The organism is Streptomyces sp. MK37H (assembly GCF_018035285.1).
In the GTDB taxonomy this organism is placed as follows: domain Bacteria; phylum Actinomycetota; class Actinomycetes; order Streptomycetales; family Streptomycetaceae; genus Streptomyces; species Streptomyces endocoffeicus.
Map to the genome: position 1 here is coordinate 15,244 of NZ_JAAAYH010000050.1, position 18,363 is coordinate 33,606.

Here is an 18,363-nt window from a genome sequence, read left to right on the forward strand (position 1 = left end):
TGCTAATCCTTGCCGGTCCGTGATCCTTGCTCTTACCCGATGTGTCCGGGTCCGTCGTGCTCGTGCGCGCTGGTCCTTGTCCGCGCTAGTCCTTGGCCCCTCTAGTCCTTGTACGTGGGGGCGGGCGGCGTCGGGTTCTCCTGCGCCGTGCTGAAGTCCTTGGCGAGCCACTTCTGGTAGGCCTGCATCCAAGGGCTGCCTGCCCCGCCCTGGCGGTAGTTCTCCAGAACCTTGTTGACCCGGCGTACCAGGTCGTCGTCGTCCTTGTTCATCGCCACGCCGTAGAACTCATCGGTGAATCGCGAGCCGACCAGCTTGACGGAGGGGTCCTGGGCCGCCTGGCCGGCCGCCAGCGCATTGTCGGTGATCACCGCGTCCACCTGGCCCAGCTGCAGTCTGACCAGGCAGTCCAGCTGGTTGGGGACGGGCTTCACCTTGATCGCGCCCAGATGCTCGGCCCCGGTGTCCGGCTTGTCCAGCTCGGCCTCGGCGGTGGAACCCTGCGCGGTGCACACCTTCTTGCCGCGCAGGGTCTTGTTGTAGCCGGTGATGGACGAGTCGTCGGGGACCAGCACCTGCTGCCCGGCCTGGAAGTACGCGGTGGAGAACGCCACGTCCTTGATCCGGTCGCAGTTGATGGTCATGGTGCGCACCACGACGTCGACCTTGCCCTGCTGCAAGGCCTTGATGCGCTGACTGGTGGGTATGGTGCGGAAGATGACCGCGTCCGGATCGCCGAAGATGTCATCGGCGATGGCGCGCACCAGATCGATGTCGAAGCCGGTGAGGTCGCCGGTGGCCGGATCGCGGTATCCCCAGCGGTAGCTGTTCTGGTCGACGCCCGCGATCAGCTTGTTGAGCTTGTGTCCGTTGACCTCACGGTTCTTGATCCGCTTGATGGCCGGGCCGCTCGCACTGGACGGGCGCAGGCTCGCCTCGGGATCGCGGCAGCTGTCCGCCGCCGCGGCCTCGGCGCCGGTCCGCACCGTATGCGGATGCCGCGCACCGGCCTTGCTGTCGCCGTCTCCGCCGTCGTCCATCATCGCCGGGACCGCGACGGCCGTGGCCACGCCCAGGGCGCATACCGTCACCGCGGCGGCCGATCGCAGTGATCGCATGCTTCCGCCCCCCATCGTCCTCATCGGTACTCCGACAGTCTGCGGCCTATGCCCAGCACCGCTCCCGCGGCTCCCAGCACGGCCAGCACCCCGGCGCCCAGCGCCATGGCGGTGAACGCGCCGCGTCCGTCGTCGGCGGCCTGCTGGAACTCCCGCTGCTCGTGGTCGAGGGCCTTGGCCAGCTGGCTGTCCACGGCGTCGAAGGACTCGCCGGTGCTGTCCTCGGCGCCGATGACCTTCGTCAGCGCCGTCTTGTAGTCGCCCCCGTCGTCGGCGGCGCGGGCGGCCTTGTGCCGCACCTGCCACTCGTGGATCCGGCCGCCGGCCTTCTCCACCGGCTCGCGGCCCTCGTCGTCGTCCGCGAGGGCGCGCGCCTTGTCCAGCAGGCTGCCGTCCGAGGGACGGTCGCCGGACGCCTTGCCCGCGAGCGCGGACATCCGCGAGCCGTAGCTGACCTCGTAGGCGTCCTTGCCCTTGTTGGCACCGTCCCCGTCCACGACGACCGCGCCGCGCGCCACCAGGGTCAGGTTCTCGTCGGCGCGGGCCCGCAGGGAGTCGATCCGCGCCTCGTTGAGCACCTGGAGGGACTTCGCCCCGTGGTCGTTGGAGTCGCTGAGCTGGGTGCTGGCGACCGCGTGGCCGACCACCAGCCACAGCATCACCACCGTGGAGGCGGCCGTGGCGGTGAGCAGACCGCGGCTGAGCACCCGGTTGGTCCGCTGGAACTCGCGGCGCTGGGCCCAGCCCAGCGCGCCCAGCGCGACCAGGCCGGTGGCGATCGCCACCCACGGCCATGCCTCGGCGTCCTCGTAGTCCTCCCCGAGACGGGCGGTCTCCGCCTGGTAGAGCCTGCCCGCGGCGGGCAGCAGCTTGTCGCGCATGGTGTCGTTGGCATAACGCAGATAGGCGCCGCCCAGCGGCAGCCCCTGGCGGTTGTTGGCGCGCGCGGAGTCGATCAGACCGGTGTAGACCGGCAGTATCTGATTGATCTTCTGTATCTCGTCGCGGGCGGAGGACGAGCCCTCCGTATTGGCCGCGGCCCGCACCAGCAGCTTGGACGCGGTGTCGATGTCCCGCACGAACCGCTGCCGGACCTGGGGAGGCTCCTGGCCGCCCGCCAGGAAGCCTCCGGTGGCGGTGGTGTCCGCGTCGGCCAGGGAGCGGTAGATCTGCGCCGCGTCGGCGCTCAGCGGCTGGCTCCGCTCGGCCACGGCGTCCGCCGCGGTCTGCCGGTCGGAGACCTGCCAGGCCGTGACCGCGCCGAACGCGATCACCAGCGCGGCCAGCACCGCCCCGATGACGCGCAGCCGGCCGGGCTCGGTCGTCGCCGCCGCCCGCGCCCGGTCGAGCCCCTCGGCCCACGCGGTCCGCGGCGGGGCCGCGGGCGCGGGCGGCGGTGCGGCTCTGCCGGTGGTCGGCGGGTATGACACAAGACCTCCCCCTTGGCCCGGATTCCTGGATGGTGTCGCGGTCGGTGTCGCAGCAGTATGGACCGCGGCGCCAGGAGAGGTCACCGGTCGAGCCTGGATCTTGTTCGGATCGCGATCTTCCCTCCCCTTTTCATTACGCTTCGGAAGGACTTTCGGTTCCACTTTCCGTGTCATCGGCCGGGGCGTAGTGCGCGCGCAGCCGGGCGTACGCCGACTCCGGCGCGCCGGTGCGGTCCAGGCCCAGCAGCGCGGCGCCGAGCACCGGCGGAGCGGTGACCACCCGCGGCTCGGCCTTCGGGGCGCGCTCCGCGAGCAGTTCGCGGATCCGGTCGTCCAGCAGCGGATGGCGGGCCGCGAGCACCCCGCCGCCCAGCACCACCGGGGTCTCCTCGCCCAGCAGATCGAGCCGGCCGAGGGAGACCACCGCCATGGTCACCACTTCCTCCGCCTGGCGGTCGACGATCGCCCGCGCGATCTCGTCGCCTGACTCGGCCACCGCGAACAGCACCGGCGTCAGCTCATGCCGCCGCCCCGACTCCAGACGGCCCAGATGCAGCGCCTCGATCAGCTCGTACACGGTGGTGAGGCCGAAGTGCGCGGGCAGGGCGCGGGCCAGCTCGGTCGGCTCGCCGCGGCCGTCCTCCGCGCGCGCCGCCCACCACAGCGCCTCCTCCGACAGATAGCCCCCTCCGCCCCAGTCGCCGGAGATCCGGCCGATGGCGGGGAAGCGGGCCACCCGGCCGCCGTGACCGATCCCGGCGCAGTTGATGCCCGCGCCGCAGACCACGGAGACGCCGGTCGGCTCGCCGTCGTCCCCGACCCCGGCCCGCAACAGGGCGAAGGTGTCATTGGCGACCGTGACGGTGGCGCCCCAGCCGCGCTCGGCCAGGACGCCCGTCAACTCCTCCTCCTCGCTGGGCAGATCGACATTGGCCAGACAGGCCGAGACATGCCCCGCGCCCGCCGGACCGGACCGGCCCGCCTGCCGCGCCACCTCCTCCACCAGGGGCGCGAGCGAGCCGACGGCGCGCTCGGCGCCCACGACGGGCGGCCGGAAGCCGCCGCCGCGGGCCGTGCCGAGGACGGAGCCGTCCGGGCCCACGAGCGCCACATCCGTCTTGCTGTTCCCCGCGTCGATCGCCAGGACCGACCCGTCCGGCGGGGAAGCGGACGAGGGGGAGGAAGACGAAGGGGAAGGAGAGGGGGTCGATACGGACTGGGTCAGGCCCACGCCAGATGCTCCCGGTTGTGCGCGATGAGGTCGTCGGTCAGCTTCTCGGCGTATTCGATCTGGCCGATGAGGGGGTGGGACAGCAGCGCCTGGAAGACCCGCTCCCGGCCGCCCTTCAACGCCGCCTCCAGCGCCAGGTGTTCGTACGCGGTGACATTCGCGACCAGACCGGCGAACAGGGGCTCGAGGGGGCGCACGGGCAGTGGCTTCGCGCCCTGCGCGTTGACGGCCGCCGGGACCTCGATCACCGCGTCGTCCGGCAGGAAGGGCAGCGTGCCCTCGTTGAACGTATTGACGATCCGCACCTCGCCGGTGTCGCCCAGCAGGGAAGAGGTCAGATCGACCGCCGCCTCCGAGTAGAACGCCCCGCCGCGCTTGCCGAGCAGCTCGGGCTTCTCGTCCAGCGCCGGATCGCCGTACATCTCCAGCAGCTCCCGCTCGATCGCCGCGACCTCCGCCGCCCGGGACGGCTTGCTGCGCAGCTCCCGCACCACCGCGTCGTGCTGGTAGTAGTAGCGCAGATAGTAGGAGGGGACGACGCCGAGTCGGCTCACCAGCGTGCGCGGCATCCGCAGGTCCTCGGCGATCGCCTCGCCGTGCTCCGCGAGCAGCTTGGGCAGGACGTCCTCACCGTCGGTGCCGCCGACGCGCACCGCGCGCTCCCAGGTGAGGTGGTTGAGGCCGACGTGCTCCAGCGTCACCTCGCCGGGGTCCACACCCAGCAGCTTGGCGAACTTCCGCTGGAAGCCGATGGCCACATTGCACAGGCCGACCGCCCGGTGCCCGGCCGTGAGCAGCGCCCGGGTCACGATCCCGACCGGGTTGGTGAAGTCCACGATCCAGGCGTCGGGGTTGCGGCGGCGCACCCGTTCGGCGATGTCCAGCACCACCGGGACGGTGCGCAGCGCCTTGGCCAGCCCGCCCGCGCCGGTGGTCTCCTGGCCGACACAGCCGCACTCCAGCGGCCAGGTCTCGTCCTGGTTCCGCGCGGCCTGGCCGCCGACGCGCAGCTGGAGCAGGACCGCGTCCGCGCCGTCCACGCCCGCGTCCAGGTCGTCGGTCCAGGAGATGGTGCCCGGGTGGTCCTGCTTGGCGAAGATCCGGCGCGCCAGCCCGCCCACCAGCTCCAGCCGGTCGGCGGCCGGGTCGACCAGGACGAGCTCCTCCAGTGGGAGCACGTCCCGCAACCGGGCGAATCCGTCGATGAGTTCGGGGGTGTAGGTGGACCCACCCCCCACGACTGCGAGCTTCAACCCTTGACTCCTGTCAGTGTGACGCCTTCGACGAAGGCTTTCTGAGCGAAGAAGAAGACGATGATGACGGGGGCCATGACGAGCAGGGTCGCGGCCATCGTCAGATTCCAGTTGACGCTGTGCGCGCTCTTGAAGCTCTCCAGGCCGTAACTGAGCGTCCAGGCGCCCGGATTCTGCGAGGCGTAGATCTGCGGGCCGAAGTAGTCGTTCCAGCAGTAGAAGAACTGGAACAGCGCGACGGCCGCGATCCCCGGCTTGGCCATCGGGATCACTATGCGCAGCAGCGTGCCGAATTCTCCGCTGCCGTCCACCTTCGCCGACTCCAGGTACTCCCGGGGAATCGTCAGCAGGAACTGGCGCAGCAGGAAGATGGAGTACGCGTCGCCGAACGCCATCGGGATGATCAGTGGCCACAGCGAACCCGACAGATGGAGCTGCTGGGCCCAGACCAGATACATCGGTATCACGATCACCTGTGGCGGCAGCATCATCGTGGAGATGACCAGCATCATGGCGGTGCGGCGGCCGCGGAAGCGGAATTTGGCGAGGGCGTAGGCCACCGGAATGGAGGAACAGACGGTGAAGAGGGTGCCGAGCCCGGCGTACATGAGCGAATTGCGCCACCAGTCCAGGAAGCCCGGAGTGTTGAAGACATCGGCGTAATTCGACCAGTTCCATTCGGTGGGCCACAGGTCGCCGCTGAGCGCCTGGTCGTCGCTCATCACCGAGGTCAGGAAGACGAAGACGAAGGGCAGGATGAAGAAGAGCGCGGCGGCGATGGCGACCGTGTGCACGGCGATCCAGTGCAGCGCGGCGCGGCGGCGGGCGGCGGGGGCGGGGGAGCGTCCGGCGGCGGGGCGCGCGGGCGCGGACGGCGCCGAGAGGGCGGTGGTGGCGGTCATGGTGAATCGGTCCTCTCAGTCCTCGGCTCAGTCATCTGCCGACAGCAGTCCGGCACGCTTGCGCATCAGCAGCGTCGTCACGGCCATCGCGATCGCGAACAGCACGAGCGAGAGCACGCAGGCGGCTCCGGTGTTGAAGTTCTGGAAGCCGAGCGAATAGACGAGCTGCGGCACGGTGAGCGTGGAGTGGTCGGGATAGCCGGGCTGGATGACCGAGCCGGGCCCGACGCTGACCCCGGAGGCGAGCTTTCCGGCGACCAGCGCCTGGGTGTAGTACTGCATGGTCTGGACGACACCCGTCACGACCGCGAACATCACGATCGGGGTGATCGACGGCCAGGTCACATAGCGGAACTTGTGGAACGCCCCGGCGCCGTCCAGGTCGGCCGCCTCGTACTGCTCCTTGGGGACGTCCAGCAGGGCCGCCATGAAGATGACCATGAGATCCCCGATGCCCCACAGGGAGAGCAGTACGAGGGACGGCTTGGCCCAGGCCGGGTCGTTGAACCAGTTCGGGGCGTGGATCCCGATGCTCCCGAGAATGTCGTTCACCGGGCCGGTACCGGGATTGAGAAGGAAGACGAAGGCGACGGTGGCCGCCACCGGAGGGGCGAGATACGGCAGATAGAAGGCGGTGCGGAAGAATCCCACCCCGGACTTCACTTTGGTGACCAGCAGCCCGATGCCCAGGCCGAAGACGACCCGCAGCGCCACCATGACCACGACCAGCCAGAGCGTGTTCCACAGCGCCGGTCCGAACAGCGGCATCTGCTCCAGCACATAACGCCAGTTGCGCAGCCCCACGAAGGTCGGCGCCTCGATCTGGTTGTAGTGCATGAAGGAGAAGTAGACGGTGGCGACCAGCGGATAGCCGAAGAATACGGTGAAGCCGACCAGCCAGGGGGAGAGAAAACCGAGGGTGCGCAGCCGCTCGCGCCGGGCTTTACGGCGCAGGGCGGGGGCGTTCGTCAAGGTGGCCATGTCGCACTCCGTCAGTTCTGTGCCTGGAGATTGTCGGCGTCTATCTCGTCATCGAGTTCTCGTAGCCCCGCGTCCAGATCGTGCACCTTGCCCGCCTCGACGCCGTAGGAGAAGTCCTGCAGCGAGGTGACGTACTGACCGCCGTTGATCGAGGGCGGCAGGGCGGTGCTGTAGCGGTTCTGCGCGATATCGAGGAAGGCCCGGAAGGTGGGATCCGAGTCCAGCTTCGGGGAGGTGAGCGCCGCCTTCGTGGACGGCACATTGTGAATGGCGTTGGCGAAGGCGACCACCTGATCGGTGTTGGCGGTCAGGAACTTCACCAGCTCCCACGCGGCGTTCTGATGGGTGCTGCTGTGCGCGATGCCGACCACGGTGCCGGTGAGATAGCCCCGGCCATAGGTCTCGGGCCGGTCGTCGGGCACGGGCAGCGGGGCGGTGCCCCATTTGAACTTCGCGCCCTTCATGAAGAGCCCGCGCCATTCGCCGTCCATGTGCATCGCGAGCTTTCCGGTGAGAAAGGCGTTCTGGGACGACATCTCATCGCCGAAGGAGGTGCGGAACGTCTCCAGCGGGCCATACCCGCCCTGGCTCCGCACCAGCTCCCCGGTGGTGGCGTAGAACTCCTTGGCCGCCTTGTCCTTCGCCAGCCGCGCCTTGCCGTCCTTGCCGAAGTAGGTGGGGCCCCACTGGGCGAGGAACCGGTCCGGGCTGTTCTGGTAGAGCCGGAAATTGGGCATGAAGCCCACCCGCTCATAGCCGCCGCTCTTGGTGCGCTTGGTCAGCTTCACGGCGTCGCGCCGCAGCTCCGACATGGTGCGGGGCGGCCGCTTGATGCCCGCCTCGGCGAAGGCGTCCTTGTTGTAGTACATGCCGTACGCGTCGGCGAGCAGCGGGAGGGCGCACTGGTCGCCCTGGTAGCTCGTGTAGTCCAGCAGGGTTTTCGGGAAGACCTTGGCCTTGTCCAGCCCGGTCTTCTTCATGAACGGATCGAGGTCCACCCACATCCCGGAGGAGCAGTACTGCCCCACATTGTTGGTGGTGAAGGAGGAGACGACATCGGGGGCGTCGCCGCCGCCCGCCCGCAGCGCCTGGTTCACGGTGGCGTCGGTTACATTCCCGGTGGCCTTCACCTTGATATTGGGGTGGAGCTCCTCGAACCGGGCGATGCCGGCGTCGATCGCCTTGACCTCGTTGCCCTCCGACCAGCCGTGCCAGAACTTCAGCGTGACGGGTTTGGTCGGATCGTCCTCGGCGCTGCCGGTGCTGGGATTGGCGCAGCCCGTGAGGAGCAGGGCGCCGGCGCTCAGTGCTGCGGCGAGAGCGGCCAGTTTTCGTGCCATGGGGAGACTTCCTTTACTGCGGTACGAGGGGACGGCAGGGGAAGCGGCGGTGCGGGCGCCGGACAACGGACAAAGGGGAGAACGGGCGAAGGGGAGAGCGGGCAAGGAGAAGAACGGACAGAGGGGAAAGGGGACGTACGGGGTGGTGGAGCGGCGCCCGGTGACTCAGGCGTCGAACCGGGCGGTGTCGAAAACGGTCTGACGGGCATCGGCGACCGCCGTCCGCAGCGCGCCGATGAGAATCGGATCCCCCTCGATCTCGCTGATCCGAAGCTGTGGGCGGGGCAGCGCGAGACCGGTCATCTCGGCCTCGACCAGCTGCCGCAGCCGGTCCCCGCCGGCCTGCGCGACCTCACCCGAAAGGACGACCAGCTCCGGGTCGACCACGGCGACGACGGAGGCCAGCCCGGTGGCCAGCCGGCGGGCCAGCTCGGTCAGCACCTCGTCACCCGGGCCGGGGGTGCGCAGCGCGGCGGCGAGCGCCTTGGTGGCCGTGGGCGCGTCGATCCCGTGGTCGCGGGCGAGCTCCACGACGGCGGGCGAGCCGACCAGCTTCTGGAACCCCCCGCCCCCGTCCGGCCGGGCGGCGGCGTCCGGTCCGCCCCGGGCCAGCGGGGCGCCCGGCAGCGGCATATAGCCGATCTCCCCGGCCCCGCCGGTGGCACCCCGCAGCAGGGTGCCGTGGAGCACGATGGCCGCGCCGACCCCCTCGTCGGCCCAGACCAGCGCGAAGTCGTCGAAGTCCTGGGCGGTGCCGTGGTGCTGTTCGGCGATGGCGGCGAGGTTGACGTCGTTCTCGATGACGATCGGCGTGTGCAGCACCTCGGCCAGATCGTCCCGCAGGGTGCGGGACTGCCAGCCGGGCAGATGCGGGGCGTAGCGCAGCGCCCCGGTGCGCGGGTCGAGCGCGCCGGGGGTGCCGATCACGGTGGAGTGCAGATCGTCCCGGCCGAGCCCGGCGGCGGCCAGCGCCCCGTCCACCGCCTCGGCGACCAGTTCCCCGGTCCGGTTGGTCACGCTCGCGTCGGTCGCCGGGGCCGTCACCCGGTGTTCACCGACCACCTGGCCGGTGATGTCGGCGACGGCGGCGGTGATGCCCTCCTGGTCCACGGCGAGCGCGGCCACATGGGCGGCGGCCGGATCGATCTCGTACAGCTGCGCGTTGGGCCCCGGGCGTCCGGTGACGTTCCCGGTGGTGCGGACCAGGCCGACGGACTCCAGGCGGGTCAGCAGCTGGGAGGCGGTGGGCTTGGACAGCCCGGTCAGCTCCCCGAGCCGGGTCCGGGTGAGCGGTCCGTGGGCGGACAGCAGCTCCAGTGCGGCGCGGTCGTTCATGGCGCGGAGGACGCGGGGGGTCCCGGGTGTGCCGCCCTGCGTATTGCTGCCGGGTGATGCGGCCATGGTGGTGCCCCCGTCTCACTCTGTTAAGAAAGTTTCCTATTGATGAATAGCAAGCTAGGGGGCGGACCGGGGCGGCGTCAATGGGTCATAGGCGGGCTTTCCTTGGCGGGTTCTTGGCGAAGAGATGGATCATCCATGTGCCTGGCATGGACAAGACACCGTAAGAGTGGCCTCCGGTGGGGTGACTGTGATCGTCAGCCCCCACCGTCATGCGACGACTCGAATCGCGAGGGGGCTAGGTGAGATCTCTTTCTTCCCGGGAGCGCACGGCTCGTTCCAGAAAACGCACGGCCCTGGGGCTGGTGGCGGCGCTGCCGTTGGTGGCCGGTGCGCTGGCGCTCGGCATACCCACGGCCCAGGCCGACTCCGCACCGCATGGCCGTGACACCCTGAACGGCACCAAGCCCGCCTGGGCGACGGCGCGTTCGGACCGCGGCGCGACCGATGACGGCAATAAGGTCACCGCGCGCGTCTATCTGGCCGGACGGGACGCCAGGGGGCTGGCCGACTACGCCAAGGCGGTGTCCGACCCCTCCTCGCCGGACTACGGCAAGTTCCTGTCGGCCCGGCGGACCCAGGCACGTTTCGGACCGACACGGCAGCAGAAGGACGCCGTGGCCGCCTGGTTGAAGGGCGCCGGGCTCGATGTCACCGGCGGCAACCAGCACTATCTGTCGGTCACCGGCGAAGTCTCCGCCGCCGAGCGGGCGTTCGGCACCCAGCTGCACAACTACACGAAGGACGGCAAGGTCTACCGGGCGCCGTCGAACGCGGCCACCGTGCCCGTCTCGCTCCACGGCGCCGTGCTGACCGTCGTCGGCCTGGACAACGCGCCCAAGCGGGCCAAGCACGACGAGACCCTCCCGCCCCCCGGACCGGTCTTCAAGAACGCCGGGCCGTTCTCCTCCTACTACGGTTCCCGGACCGACCGGAGCCTGCCCTCGGCCTACGGCGCCAAGCAGCCGTACGCGATCAAGGGGTACACCGGCAAGCAGCTGCGCGCCGCCTACGGTGCCAAGAGCCGCGACACCGGTAAGGGCGTCACCGTGGCCATCACCGACGCCTTCGCCTCGCCCACCATCGCCGCGGACGCCGCCCGGTACGCCGAGCGCAACGGCGACCCGGGTTACCGCAAGGGCCAGTTGACGCAGGTGCTGCCGGCCGACTACCGGTACACCGAGGAGTGCGACGCCGGCGGCTGGTACGGCGAGGAGACCCTCGACGTCGAGGCGGTGCACGCGGTGGCGCCCGCGGCCGACATCTCTTACGTCGGCGGAGCCTCCTGCACCGACGACGATCTGCTCGACTCGCTCGCCAAGGTCGTCGACAACCGGCTGGCCGACATCGTCTCCAACTCCTGGGGCGATGTGGAGGCCAACGAGACGCCGGACGTGGCCGCCGCCTACGACCAGATCTTCCAGCAGGGCGCGGTCGAGGGCATCGGCTTCTACTTCTCCTCCGGTGACAACGGCGACAACGTGGCGTCCACCGGCACCAAGCAGGTCGACACCCCGGCCAACTCGGCGTGGGTGACGGCGGTCGGCGGCACCTCCCTGGCCGTCGGCAAGGGCGAGAAGTACCAGTGGGAAACCGGCTGGGGCACCACCAAGGCCACCCTCTCGGCCGACGGCACCAGCTGGGACGCGCTGCCCGGCGCGTACACCTCCGGCGCCGGAGGCGGCACCAGTAAGACCGTCGCCCAGCCCTTCTACCAGCGCGGTGTGGTGCCTGACGCGCTCGCCCTGGCAGGCGGCGGCACGGCCAAGCAGCGGGTGACCCCGGACATCGCGGCCGTGGCCGACCCCAACACCGGCTTCCTGGTGGGCCAGACGCAGACCTTCCCGGACGGGTCGCTCCAGTACGGCGAGTACCGCATCGGCGGCACCTCGCTGGCCGCGCCCGTGATCGCCGGTGTGCAGGCGCTCGCCCAGCAGGCGCGCGGCGGCCAGCCGATCGGCTTCGCCAACCCGTCGCTGTACGACCGGTACGGCACCGCCTCGTACCACGATGTGACCGACCACCCGCTGGGCGCCGGTGTCTCGCTGGGCGTGGTCCGGGTCGACTACGTCAACAGCCACGACGACACCGACGGGCTGGTGACCTCGCTGCGCAGCCTCGGCCGGGACAGCTCGCTCCACGCGGTCGTGGGCTATGACGACGTGACCGGTGTGGGCACGCCCGCGGCCGGCTACCTCACCTCGTTCGGCGGACACCACCGCCGCTGAGCGGCCGGGTCGGACGCGGCTCCCGTCCCGTTCCGGGGCGGGAGCCTCGTCATGTCCGCCGCGCTCACTTCGCCGTGGGCGGCGGCACCGTAGCGGAGGGGGCGGCGGCCGGACCGGCGCCGGGAGCGATCGGGCTGGCCGCTTCCGACTGCGGCGAGTCCGGGTTGGCCAGCGCCGACGGCGCCGCCACGGTGGCGCTCGGATCGACGGCCTCGGTCTGGAGCTCCGGATCCAGAGGCCGGCCGACGAGCTGGATGCCCGCCTCGTTCAGCGCCTTCTTGATCCGCCAGCGCAGCTCCCGCTCGACGCCGAGCGCCTTGCCGGGCATGGTCCGCGCCGACACCCGGACGATCATCGAGTCCAGATAGACGGCGTCGAGACCCAGGACCTCGATCGGCTCCCAGAGCCGCTCGTTCCACGGCTCCTCCTTGGCCATGTCCACACCGACCTGCGTGATCACGGCCCGGACCTGGTCCAGATCCTCCTCGGCCCGGACCTGGACATCGAGCGCGGCCGTCGCCCAGCCCTGGCTGAGGTTGCCGATCCGCTTGACCTCGCCGTTGCGCACGTACCAGATCTCGCCGTTGTCCCCGCGCAGCTTGGTGACGCGCAGACCGACCTCGATCACCTCGCCGGAGGCCACCCCGGCGTCGATCGTGTCGCCGACCCCGTACTGGTCCTCGAGGATCATGAAGACACCGGAGAGGAAGTCGGTGACCAGATTGCGGGCGCCGAAGCCGATCGCCACACCCGCGACCCCGGCGCTGGCGAGCAGCGGCGCCAGATTGATCTCCAGCGCGGAGAGGATCATCAGCCCCGCGGTGCCCATGATCAGGAACGAGGCCACGGAGCGCAGCACCGAGCCGATCGCCGCGGACCGCTGGCGCCGTCGCTCCACATTGACCAGCAGCCCGCCGAGCGCGGTGCCGTCGACGGCCTGGGCCGTGCGGTTCATGCGCTCTATCAGCTTGGTGATCGCCCGTCGGACGACGGAGCGGAGCACGAAGGCGATGATCAGGATCAGGGCTATGCGCAGCCCGATGCCGAGCCAGGTGGACCAGTTCTCCTCCACCCAGCCCGCGGCGTTCGTGGCGCTCTTCTGCGCATCGTCGAGAGTCGTGGGACGAGGCGTCGAGTCAGCGGCCAGAGCAGCGGACCAGAACACAGCAGAAACCCTTCGTATGCGACATGCCCGCACGGATCGCCCGCGCGCGCAACCTCTCACACAGTAGCCGGGCGCGAGATGCGCCGTTCCTGTGTTCGAGAGTGCGCGAGCGCGGTCAGGGGGCGCATGTGAGCGGGTCCGGAGGCGGCAATTCCATCTTCTGCCCCGGCCGGGGGCCCTGCGGCGGCACCAGCCGGAGCGGGCCGTGATTCTTGCCACTTCGCGGTGGTATCCCGCTCCCCGCGCATCTCGTGCGCAAGGGCGTCGGAAGGCCGACAGGGCGGTGGTCAAGCGGTCGGTGTCCCCGCCGCGTACGGAGGGTATACGTGCGGTACGCGGAAATGCCTCTCAACCGTTAACCCGGTGATAGTGGCGTTCCGGCCAGGGTTCAGGGGAAACTGAGGGAGATCGTCCCGGCGCGAGCCACGCGCCGCCGGCGTACAAGGAGGCCCCCGTGCCGCATGTCCTGGTCCTCAACGCGTCGTACGAGCCCCTCGGCGTCGTACCGCTCCGCCGCGCGCTCGTACTCGTCCTCAATGACAAAGCCGTCAGCCTCGAGGACTCAGGCGCCCTGATGCACAGCGCGACCCGCGTGATCCCCGCACCCAGCGTCGTCCGGCTGAAGCGGTTTGTGCGGGTGCCCTTTCGCGGCCCCGTCCCGCTCACCCGCCGCGCCCTGTTCGCCCGCGACGGCGGCAGATGCGCCTACTGCGGTGGCGTCGCAACCAGCGTCGATCACGTCATCCCGCGCAGCCGTGGCGGGCAGCACACCTGGGAGAACGTGGTCGCCGCGTGCCGTCGCTGCAATCACGTCAAGGCGGACCGCCACGTCGCCGAGATCGGCTGGCGGCTGCGCCATCAACCCGCGCCGCCGTCGGGGCTCGCGTGGCGGATCATCGGCACGGGCCATAGGGACCCGCGCTGGCTGCCATACCTGCAGGCATACGGCGCGGAGGACGCCATGGCCCGGATCGACGGCAAATCTGCCTGAGAGACCGGGCCATTACTGTGTCTGCTCGCGGGAGCCCCCGGGTCCTGTCGGCGGATCCTCACGGACCCGTGAGGATCCGCCGGACAGGGCCCAATTCTTCTGCACCGCCTAGTCCTTCCGCACCGCGTAGGCGGCGACCGACCAGAGGGAGTAGCCGAAGCGGGTGGCGCGCTCGACGCCCTGGACGCGGATGAACCGCGTGTCCGGGGCGTCCATGCCGATCGACTCCCGGCCGCCCTTCCCATGGGCCACCGTCGCCGCGTCGCGCCAGGTGCGGCCGTCCTTGGAGACCTGGACGCGGTAGCGGGAGGCGTACGCGTCCTGCCAGGTCAGCTCCAGGCGGCCGATCCGGGCCGGGTGGGCCAGCTCCAGTTGGAGCCAGGCGCCGTCCTCGGCCCGGGAGGACCAGCGGGTGTCCGCCTTGCCGTCGATCGCGGCGGACGCCGGGAAATCGGCGGTCTCATCGCCGGACGAGGTCGCCTTCGTGCCCTCCGCACGGGCCAGGTCCGGGCCACCGGTGTGCGGATGCGCCCTTACGGTCAGCATGCGCTCCTCGGACCCGAAGCGGACCGGGAGGGAGTAGCTGCCCGGCTTGGTGCCCTTGGCCACCGATATCTCCAGCCGGGCGGTCGCCGTACCGCCGCGCGGGGCCGTCACCCCGTCGGGGGCGCGGACGGTGATGCCGTGCGGCGCCTTCACCGTAAGGTCGCCGTTCACATCGCCGGGGCGGTGGGAGACCAGCTGGGCCTCGACCACGGCCGCGTCGCCGCCTATCTGCGCGTCCGCCGTCTTGTGGGACAGCGTGAGCCCGGCGTCCGGGGTGTCGCCGAACCAGGGCGTGATCTCGTGCACGGCCGGCGGGGTGGTGCCCTCCGGCCAGCTGAGCCGGATCGCGTCCGCCGACAGGTCCTTGTCCCCCTCCGCCGCCCTGACCTGGGTGAAGCCGCTGCCCGAGAGGGCGCCGATGCGGCGCCAGCCCTCACCGGGGACATGCGCCTCGACGGTGCCGGACGCGGCGTCCTGGACCCGGGCGGTGAGCGCGGAGACCGAGGCGAGCGGACGGCTGCGGCCGAAGCGCACGGTGACCGGCCGGCCGGGCGAGGACACCTCGGTGGCCGTCTTACCGTCGGCCGCCGCACGGTCCTCCTTGCCGGTCCGCAGCCCCAGCTTCGGGGTCCGGTCCACGCCCGACCAGGCGTCCGCCCGGACCAGGGCCTTGGCGAGGAAGGGGTCGAGGACGCCCTTGCCGACCGTGACCCGGCTGTCCCCGATCCGCTCGCGCAGCGCCTCCACCGCGAGCTGGGCCTTCCAGGCCGCCGCCCCGTCGCCGCGCGCCTGGGCGGTGAGCATGTCCACGGCCCGCACGCCGGCGTCGCCGTACCGGCTCAGCTGGTCGAGCCAGGGCCGCACATCGTCGCCCAGCGTGCGGGAGAGCCGTTCGGGGGCGTCACGCATCGTCGTGAAGGCCGCACGCAGCCGGTCGGCCGAGCGCTCCAGCCGCTCCACGTCCGTGCCGCCCAGGGCCGTCCAGAACGCGTCGATGAGCGGGCGCAGATACGCGGACTCGTCGCCGCCGAGCACCGAGGAGGCGTCGTTCCCGGCGAGGGCGCGCAGGGCGGCGCGGGTCTTGGTGTCGGGTCCGGCGAGGTCGTCGATGGCCGCCTGCCAGGACTCCTGGGGGCGGTAGCCGCGCGGGTTCCAGGCGAAGTCGGCGGCGGTGAACAGCGGGATCCGGGAGGCGGTCGGCTGCTCCATGGCGTTGGCCAGCAGCGCCGCGGACTGGGTGGCCACCGCCGGGTCACGGCCGGTGTACGGGCCGAGGAAGATCCGGTCCTGCGCCCAGTCGTTGACCGGGTAGTTGTCCATGGTGACCAGGCGGTGGCCGAACGCCGACCGGGCACCGGCCAGTTCACCGCCGGTGATGGTCCTGGGCACCACCCCGACCCCGGTCCAGGCGACCTCCACGCGCTGGTCGAGCGCGCCGGCCAGCGCGCGCCGGAATTCGGTGTCGCCGTCCTGGTAGTACTCGGTCGGCATCAGGGACAGCGGGGCCGAGCCGGGGTAGCGCTCGGCCAGGTGGCGGGCGAGGGCGCCTGCCACCTTGGCCTGCGCGGTGGCGGCGGCCTCCGGGCCGGAGCCGAATTCATCGGCGTCGGCGCCGCAGTGCCACTCGCTGTAGCTGACGTCCTGGAACTGCAGCTGGAAGGAGCGCACCCCGAGCGCCCACATGGCGTCGACCTTCCGCAGCAGCGCCTTGAGGTCCTTCGAGGAGGAGAAGCACATCACCTGGCCGGGGGAGACCGCCCAGCCGAGGGTCACATGGTTGGCCCGGGCGCGCGTGGCCAGCTCGCGGAACTCCTCGCGCCGCTCGGCGGGGTAGGGGTCGCGCCAGCGGGCCTGCCGGTAGGTGTCGTCGCCGGGCGCGTAGAGATAGCGGTTCTGCTTGGTGCGGCCCATGAAGTCGAGCTGGGCCAGCCGGTCGCGGTGCGACCACGGGGAGCCGTAGAACCCCTCCGTCGTCCCCCTTACGGCCGTCGCGGGCCAGTCGCGGACGGTCACCCCGGCGAAGGCGGAGCCCCGGCCCTCCCGCTTCACCAGCAGCTGGCGCAGGGTCTGGACGGCGTGGAAGAGCCCGTCCGGGCCGACGCCGGACAGCGCGACCGTGGGGTGCCCGTCCACCGGGCCCGTGGCCAGGAGATAGCCGCCGGAGGGGAGGTCGCCGCGCTCGGGCGCGCGCAGGGCGCGCAGCGCGTTCGTCGCGCCCTTACCGCCGACATGCACCACCAGCCCGCGCGTCGGGGCCTTGCCGCCGGGCGTGGCCTCGTTGACGGTGCGCACCCCGGCGTCGTGCAGCAGGCCACGCAGCGCGTCCAGGGCGTACGGATCGGCGTCGCCATCGGCTATGAGCGTGGCCTCGTCCCCCAGGGTCACCTCCGACCCCTGCGCCCGCAGCGACTGGGGGCGCGGCCATACGGGCGGTATGCCCTCGCTGCCGTCGCGCTCCGGTGTGGCGGCGCCCGGGGCGCCGTGGTCCACCGGTGCCGCGGTGGCCGCCGGGGCACCGCCGAGCAGCCCCCCGATGACCGCGGCGGCCATGGCCGTCACACCCGCTGCCCTGGGCCTCTTCCCCCCGAACTGCACGGGCCTCTCCTCGATCCAGATAGCCGGTCCCCGTAGATATGGCGCCGATAGGCGTGAGCCCACCACCAGGCCGGTGAGGGTGTCAACGCGAACGACCGAAGTGTCGGCATTGCCGCGTGCGCCGGGCCTCGGGCGCCTGGCGCCGGGCCTCGGGCGGCCCGCGCCGGGCGCGGCACGCCCGGCGCAATTCTGACGGATGAAGGGCGGTCCTGTTCGTAAACTCTGTGCCCCCGATCCCTTCGCGCAGTGAAATCGCCGCCCAGAGGGGATGTGACCTACAGCACGTCCGGGGGGCGTTTACGTCTGCGCCCGTCCGGAGTGGGTAGAGCTCGGGATGACCCACTGCCGACAACCCCACGGAGGTCCGTGTGGCCGCGTCAGCTCAACTCCTGCTTTCCGCCCTGTCCAAACCCGGCCCCGAGGCGTCCAGCGAACCGGATCCGTTCGACGGGGTCTCCGACCCCGACTGCGGACTGTGCGGCCTGGACGGCTTCGGGTCCGGAAGCGCCACCGAGGCGCCCCTCACCAGCGAGCCTCCCCTCTCCGACAACATTCCCCTGACCAGCGAGCCTCCGCTCGCCGCCGAACCTCCCCTGACGAGTGAGCCGACCGCCGTCCTCAGCGGCGCGGGCGCGGGCTGCGAGCCGATGGAGTACTGATGGGCAGAGCGCGGCTCGCCGAGCTGCACGGTGTCGCCACCTCCTACGACCCCGCCCCGGGCCGCACCGTCCAGGTGCCCGAGGACACGGTCGTCGCCGTGCTCGCCGCGCTCGGCGTGGACGCCTCGACCCCCCGATCCGTACGCGAAGCGCTGGACCGGCATGACAGCCTCCGGCGCGACCGGCTGCTGCCCCCCTGTGTGGTGGTGCGCCCCGGCAAGGTGCCCCGGCTGAGCCTGCCCGAGGGCACGGCGCTGCGGGTGCGCCCCGAGGACGGCGCACCGCACCCGTGGGGGCGGGCGGCCGCCGGGTCCTTACGGGCCGATGGCCCCCTTACGAAGGGCACCCGCGAGGGGGGCGCCCTGGACGGTGCCCCTGCGAATGGCGCCTTTACGAATGGCGTCCTTGCGAAGAGCGCTCCCACGGACGGCGTTCTCACAGCCGAAGTTCTCGCGGATGGCGTCCTTACGGAGGGCGCCACCGCCGATGGCCTCCTTACCGCGTTCGCCGCGCTGCCGCCCGGCGC

Annotated in this window: 13 protein-coding genes and 1 pseudogene; 4 read left to right on the top strand and 10 right to left on the bottom strand. The window is 71.2% G+C overall.

What is annotated here, in order from left to right; all coding sequences use genetic code 11:
* Positions 1-101: 101 nt before the first annotated feature.
* The 8 genes from GWI24_RS10325 to GWI24_RS10360 form a co-directional block, all read right to left on the bottom strand.
* Positions 102-1,118, bottom strand: a complete 1,017-nt coding sequence (locus GWI24_RS10325) for a glutamate ABC transporter substrate-binding protein (protein ID WP_247616155.1) — start codon at positions 1,116-1,118, stop codon at positions 102-104.
* 20 nt (positions 1,119-1,138) lie between these two features.
* A complete protein-coding gene (locus GWI24_RS10330) occupies positions 1,139-2,548 on the bottom strand; it encodes a hypothetical protein (RefSeq protein ID WP_210945608.1) in 1,410 nt (469 codons plus the stop codon).
* Between the two features lie 133 nt (positions 2,549-2,681).
* Entirely contained in the window at positions 2,682-3,779 is a 1,098-nt protein-coding gene (locus GWI24_RS10335; protein ID WP_308343601.1) for a BadF/BadG/BcrA/BcrD ATPase family protein, read from the bottom strand.
* Positions 3,770-5,032 (bottom strand): 6-phospho-beta-glucosidase, encoded by a 1,263-nt coding sequence (locus GWI24_RS10340; RefSeq protein ID WP_247616156.1) that lies wholly within the window; start codon positions 5,030-5,032, stop codon positions 3,770-3,772. Before GWI24_RS10340 ends, GWI24_RS10335 begins: the two co-directional genes overlap by 10 nt.
* Positions 5,029-5,934, bottom strand: a complete 906-nt coding sequence (locus tag GWI24_RS10345; RefSeq protein ID WP_210945609.1) for a carbohydrate ABC transporter permease — start codon at positions 5,932-5,934, stop codon at positions 5,029-5,031. Before GWI24_RS10345 ends, GWI24_RS10340 begins: the two co-directional genes overlap by 4 nt.
* Before the next feature lie 27 nt (positions 5,935-5,961).
* The gene (locus tag GWI24_RS10350; protein ID WP_210945610.1) at positions 5,962-6,915 is read right to left on the bottom strand and encodes a carbohydrate ABC transporter permease; all 954 of its coding nucleotides are present in this window, start codon (positions 6,913-6,915) and stop codon (positions 5,962-5,964) included.
* Positions 6,916-6,926: 11 nt separating this feature from the next.
* Entirely contained in the window at positions 6,927-8,255 is a 1,329-nt protein-coding gene (locus tag GWI24_RS10355; RefSeq protein WP_210945611.1) for an ABC transporter substrate-binding protein, read from the bottom strand.
* A 165-nt stretch (positions 8,256-8,420) separates the two neighbouring features.
* Positions 8,421-9,656 carry an ROK family transcriptional regulator gene (locus GWI24_RS10360; protein WP_210945612.1) on the bottom strand — a complete coding sequence of 412 codons (1,236 nt, stop codon included), beginning with the start codon at positions 9,654-9,656 and terminating at the stop codon, positions 8,421-8,423.
* A 299-nt stretch (positions 9,657-9,955) separates the two neighbouring features.
* Here GWI24_RS10360 and GWI24_RS10365 point away from each other — a divergent pair, with 299 nt between their 5' ends.
* Positions 9,956-11,881: a protease pro-enzyme activation domain-containing protein gene (locus tag GWI24_RS10365; protein WP_210945617.1), complete on the top strand. Its 1,926-nt coding sequence runs from the start codon at positions 9,956-9,958 to the stop codon at positions 11,879-11,881.
* Positions 11,882-11,945: 64 nt separating this feature from the next.
* Here the strand turns inward: GWI24_RS10365 and GWI24_RS10370 are convergent, their stop codons facing one another.
* Positions 11,946-13,046: a mechanosensitive ion channel family protein gene (locus tag GWI24_RS10370; protein WP_210945613.1), complete on the bottom strand. Its 1,101-nt coding sequence runs from the start codon at positions 13,044-13,046 to the stop codon at positions 11,946-11,948.
* Positions 13,047-13,500: 454 nt separating this feature from the next.
* Here GWI24_RS10370 and GWI24_RS10375 point away from each other — a divergent pair, with 454 nt between their 5' ends.
* On the top strand, positions 13,501-14,037 hold the full coding sequence (locus GWI24_RS10375; protein WP_137977977.1) for an HNH endonuclease: 537 nt from the start codon (positions 13,501-13,503) through the stop codon (positions 14,035-14,037).
* A gap of 108 nt (positions 14,038-14,145) precedes the next feature.
* On the opposite strand, the gene GWI24_RS10380 is transcribed toward GWI24_RS10375, so the two are convergent.
* Positions 14,146-17,133, bottom strand: a complete 2,988-nt coding sequence (locus GWI24_RS10380) for a beta-N-acetylglucosaminidase domain-containing protein (RefSeq protein ID WP_210945618.1) — start codon at positions 17,131-17,133, stop codon at positions 14,146-14,148.
* Between the two features lie 413 nt (positions 17,134-17,546).
* On the opposite strand from GWI24_RS10380, the gene GWI24_RS10385 reads away from it, so the two are divergent.
* A complete protein-coding gene (locus tag GWI24_RS10385; protein WP_210945614.1) occupies positions 17,547-17,837 on the top strand; it encodes a hypothetical protein in 291 nt (96 codons plus the stop codon).
* Positions 17,837-18,363, top strand: a pseudogene (locus GWI24_RS45035) (4-alpha-glucanotransferase); the annotation flags it as partial. The gene GWI24_RS10385 and the pseudogene GWI24_RS45035, both read left to right, overlap by 1 nt.

Bases quoted from the DNA above. Each gene is read 5' to 3' on its own strand.
- GWI24_RS10325 (WP_247616155.1), bottom strand. From the start codon at position 1,118: ATGCGATCACTGCGATCGGCCGCCGCGGTGACGGTATGCGCCCTGGGC.
- GWI24_RS10345 (WP_210945609.1), bottom strand. From the start codon at position 5,934: ATGACCGCCACCACCGCCCTCTCGGCGCCGTCCGCGCCCGCGCGCCCC.
- GWI24_RS10350 (WP_210945610.1), bottom strand. From the start codon at position 6,915: ATGGCCACCTTGACGAACGCCCCCGCCCTGCGCCGTAAAGCCCGGCGC.
- GWI24_RS10355 (WP_210945611.1), bottom strand. From the start codon at position 8,255: ATGGCACGAAAACTGGCCGCTCTCGCCGCAGCACTGAGCGCCGGCGCC.
- GWI24_RS10360 (WP_210945612.1), bottom strand. From the start codon at position 9,656: ATGGCCGCATCACCCGGCAGCAATACGCAGGGCGGCACACCCGGGACC.
- GWI24_RS10380 (WP_210945618.1), bottom strand. From the start codon at position 17,133: ATGGCCGCCGCGGTCATCGGGGGGCTGCTCGGCGGTGCCCCGGCGGCC.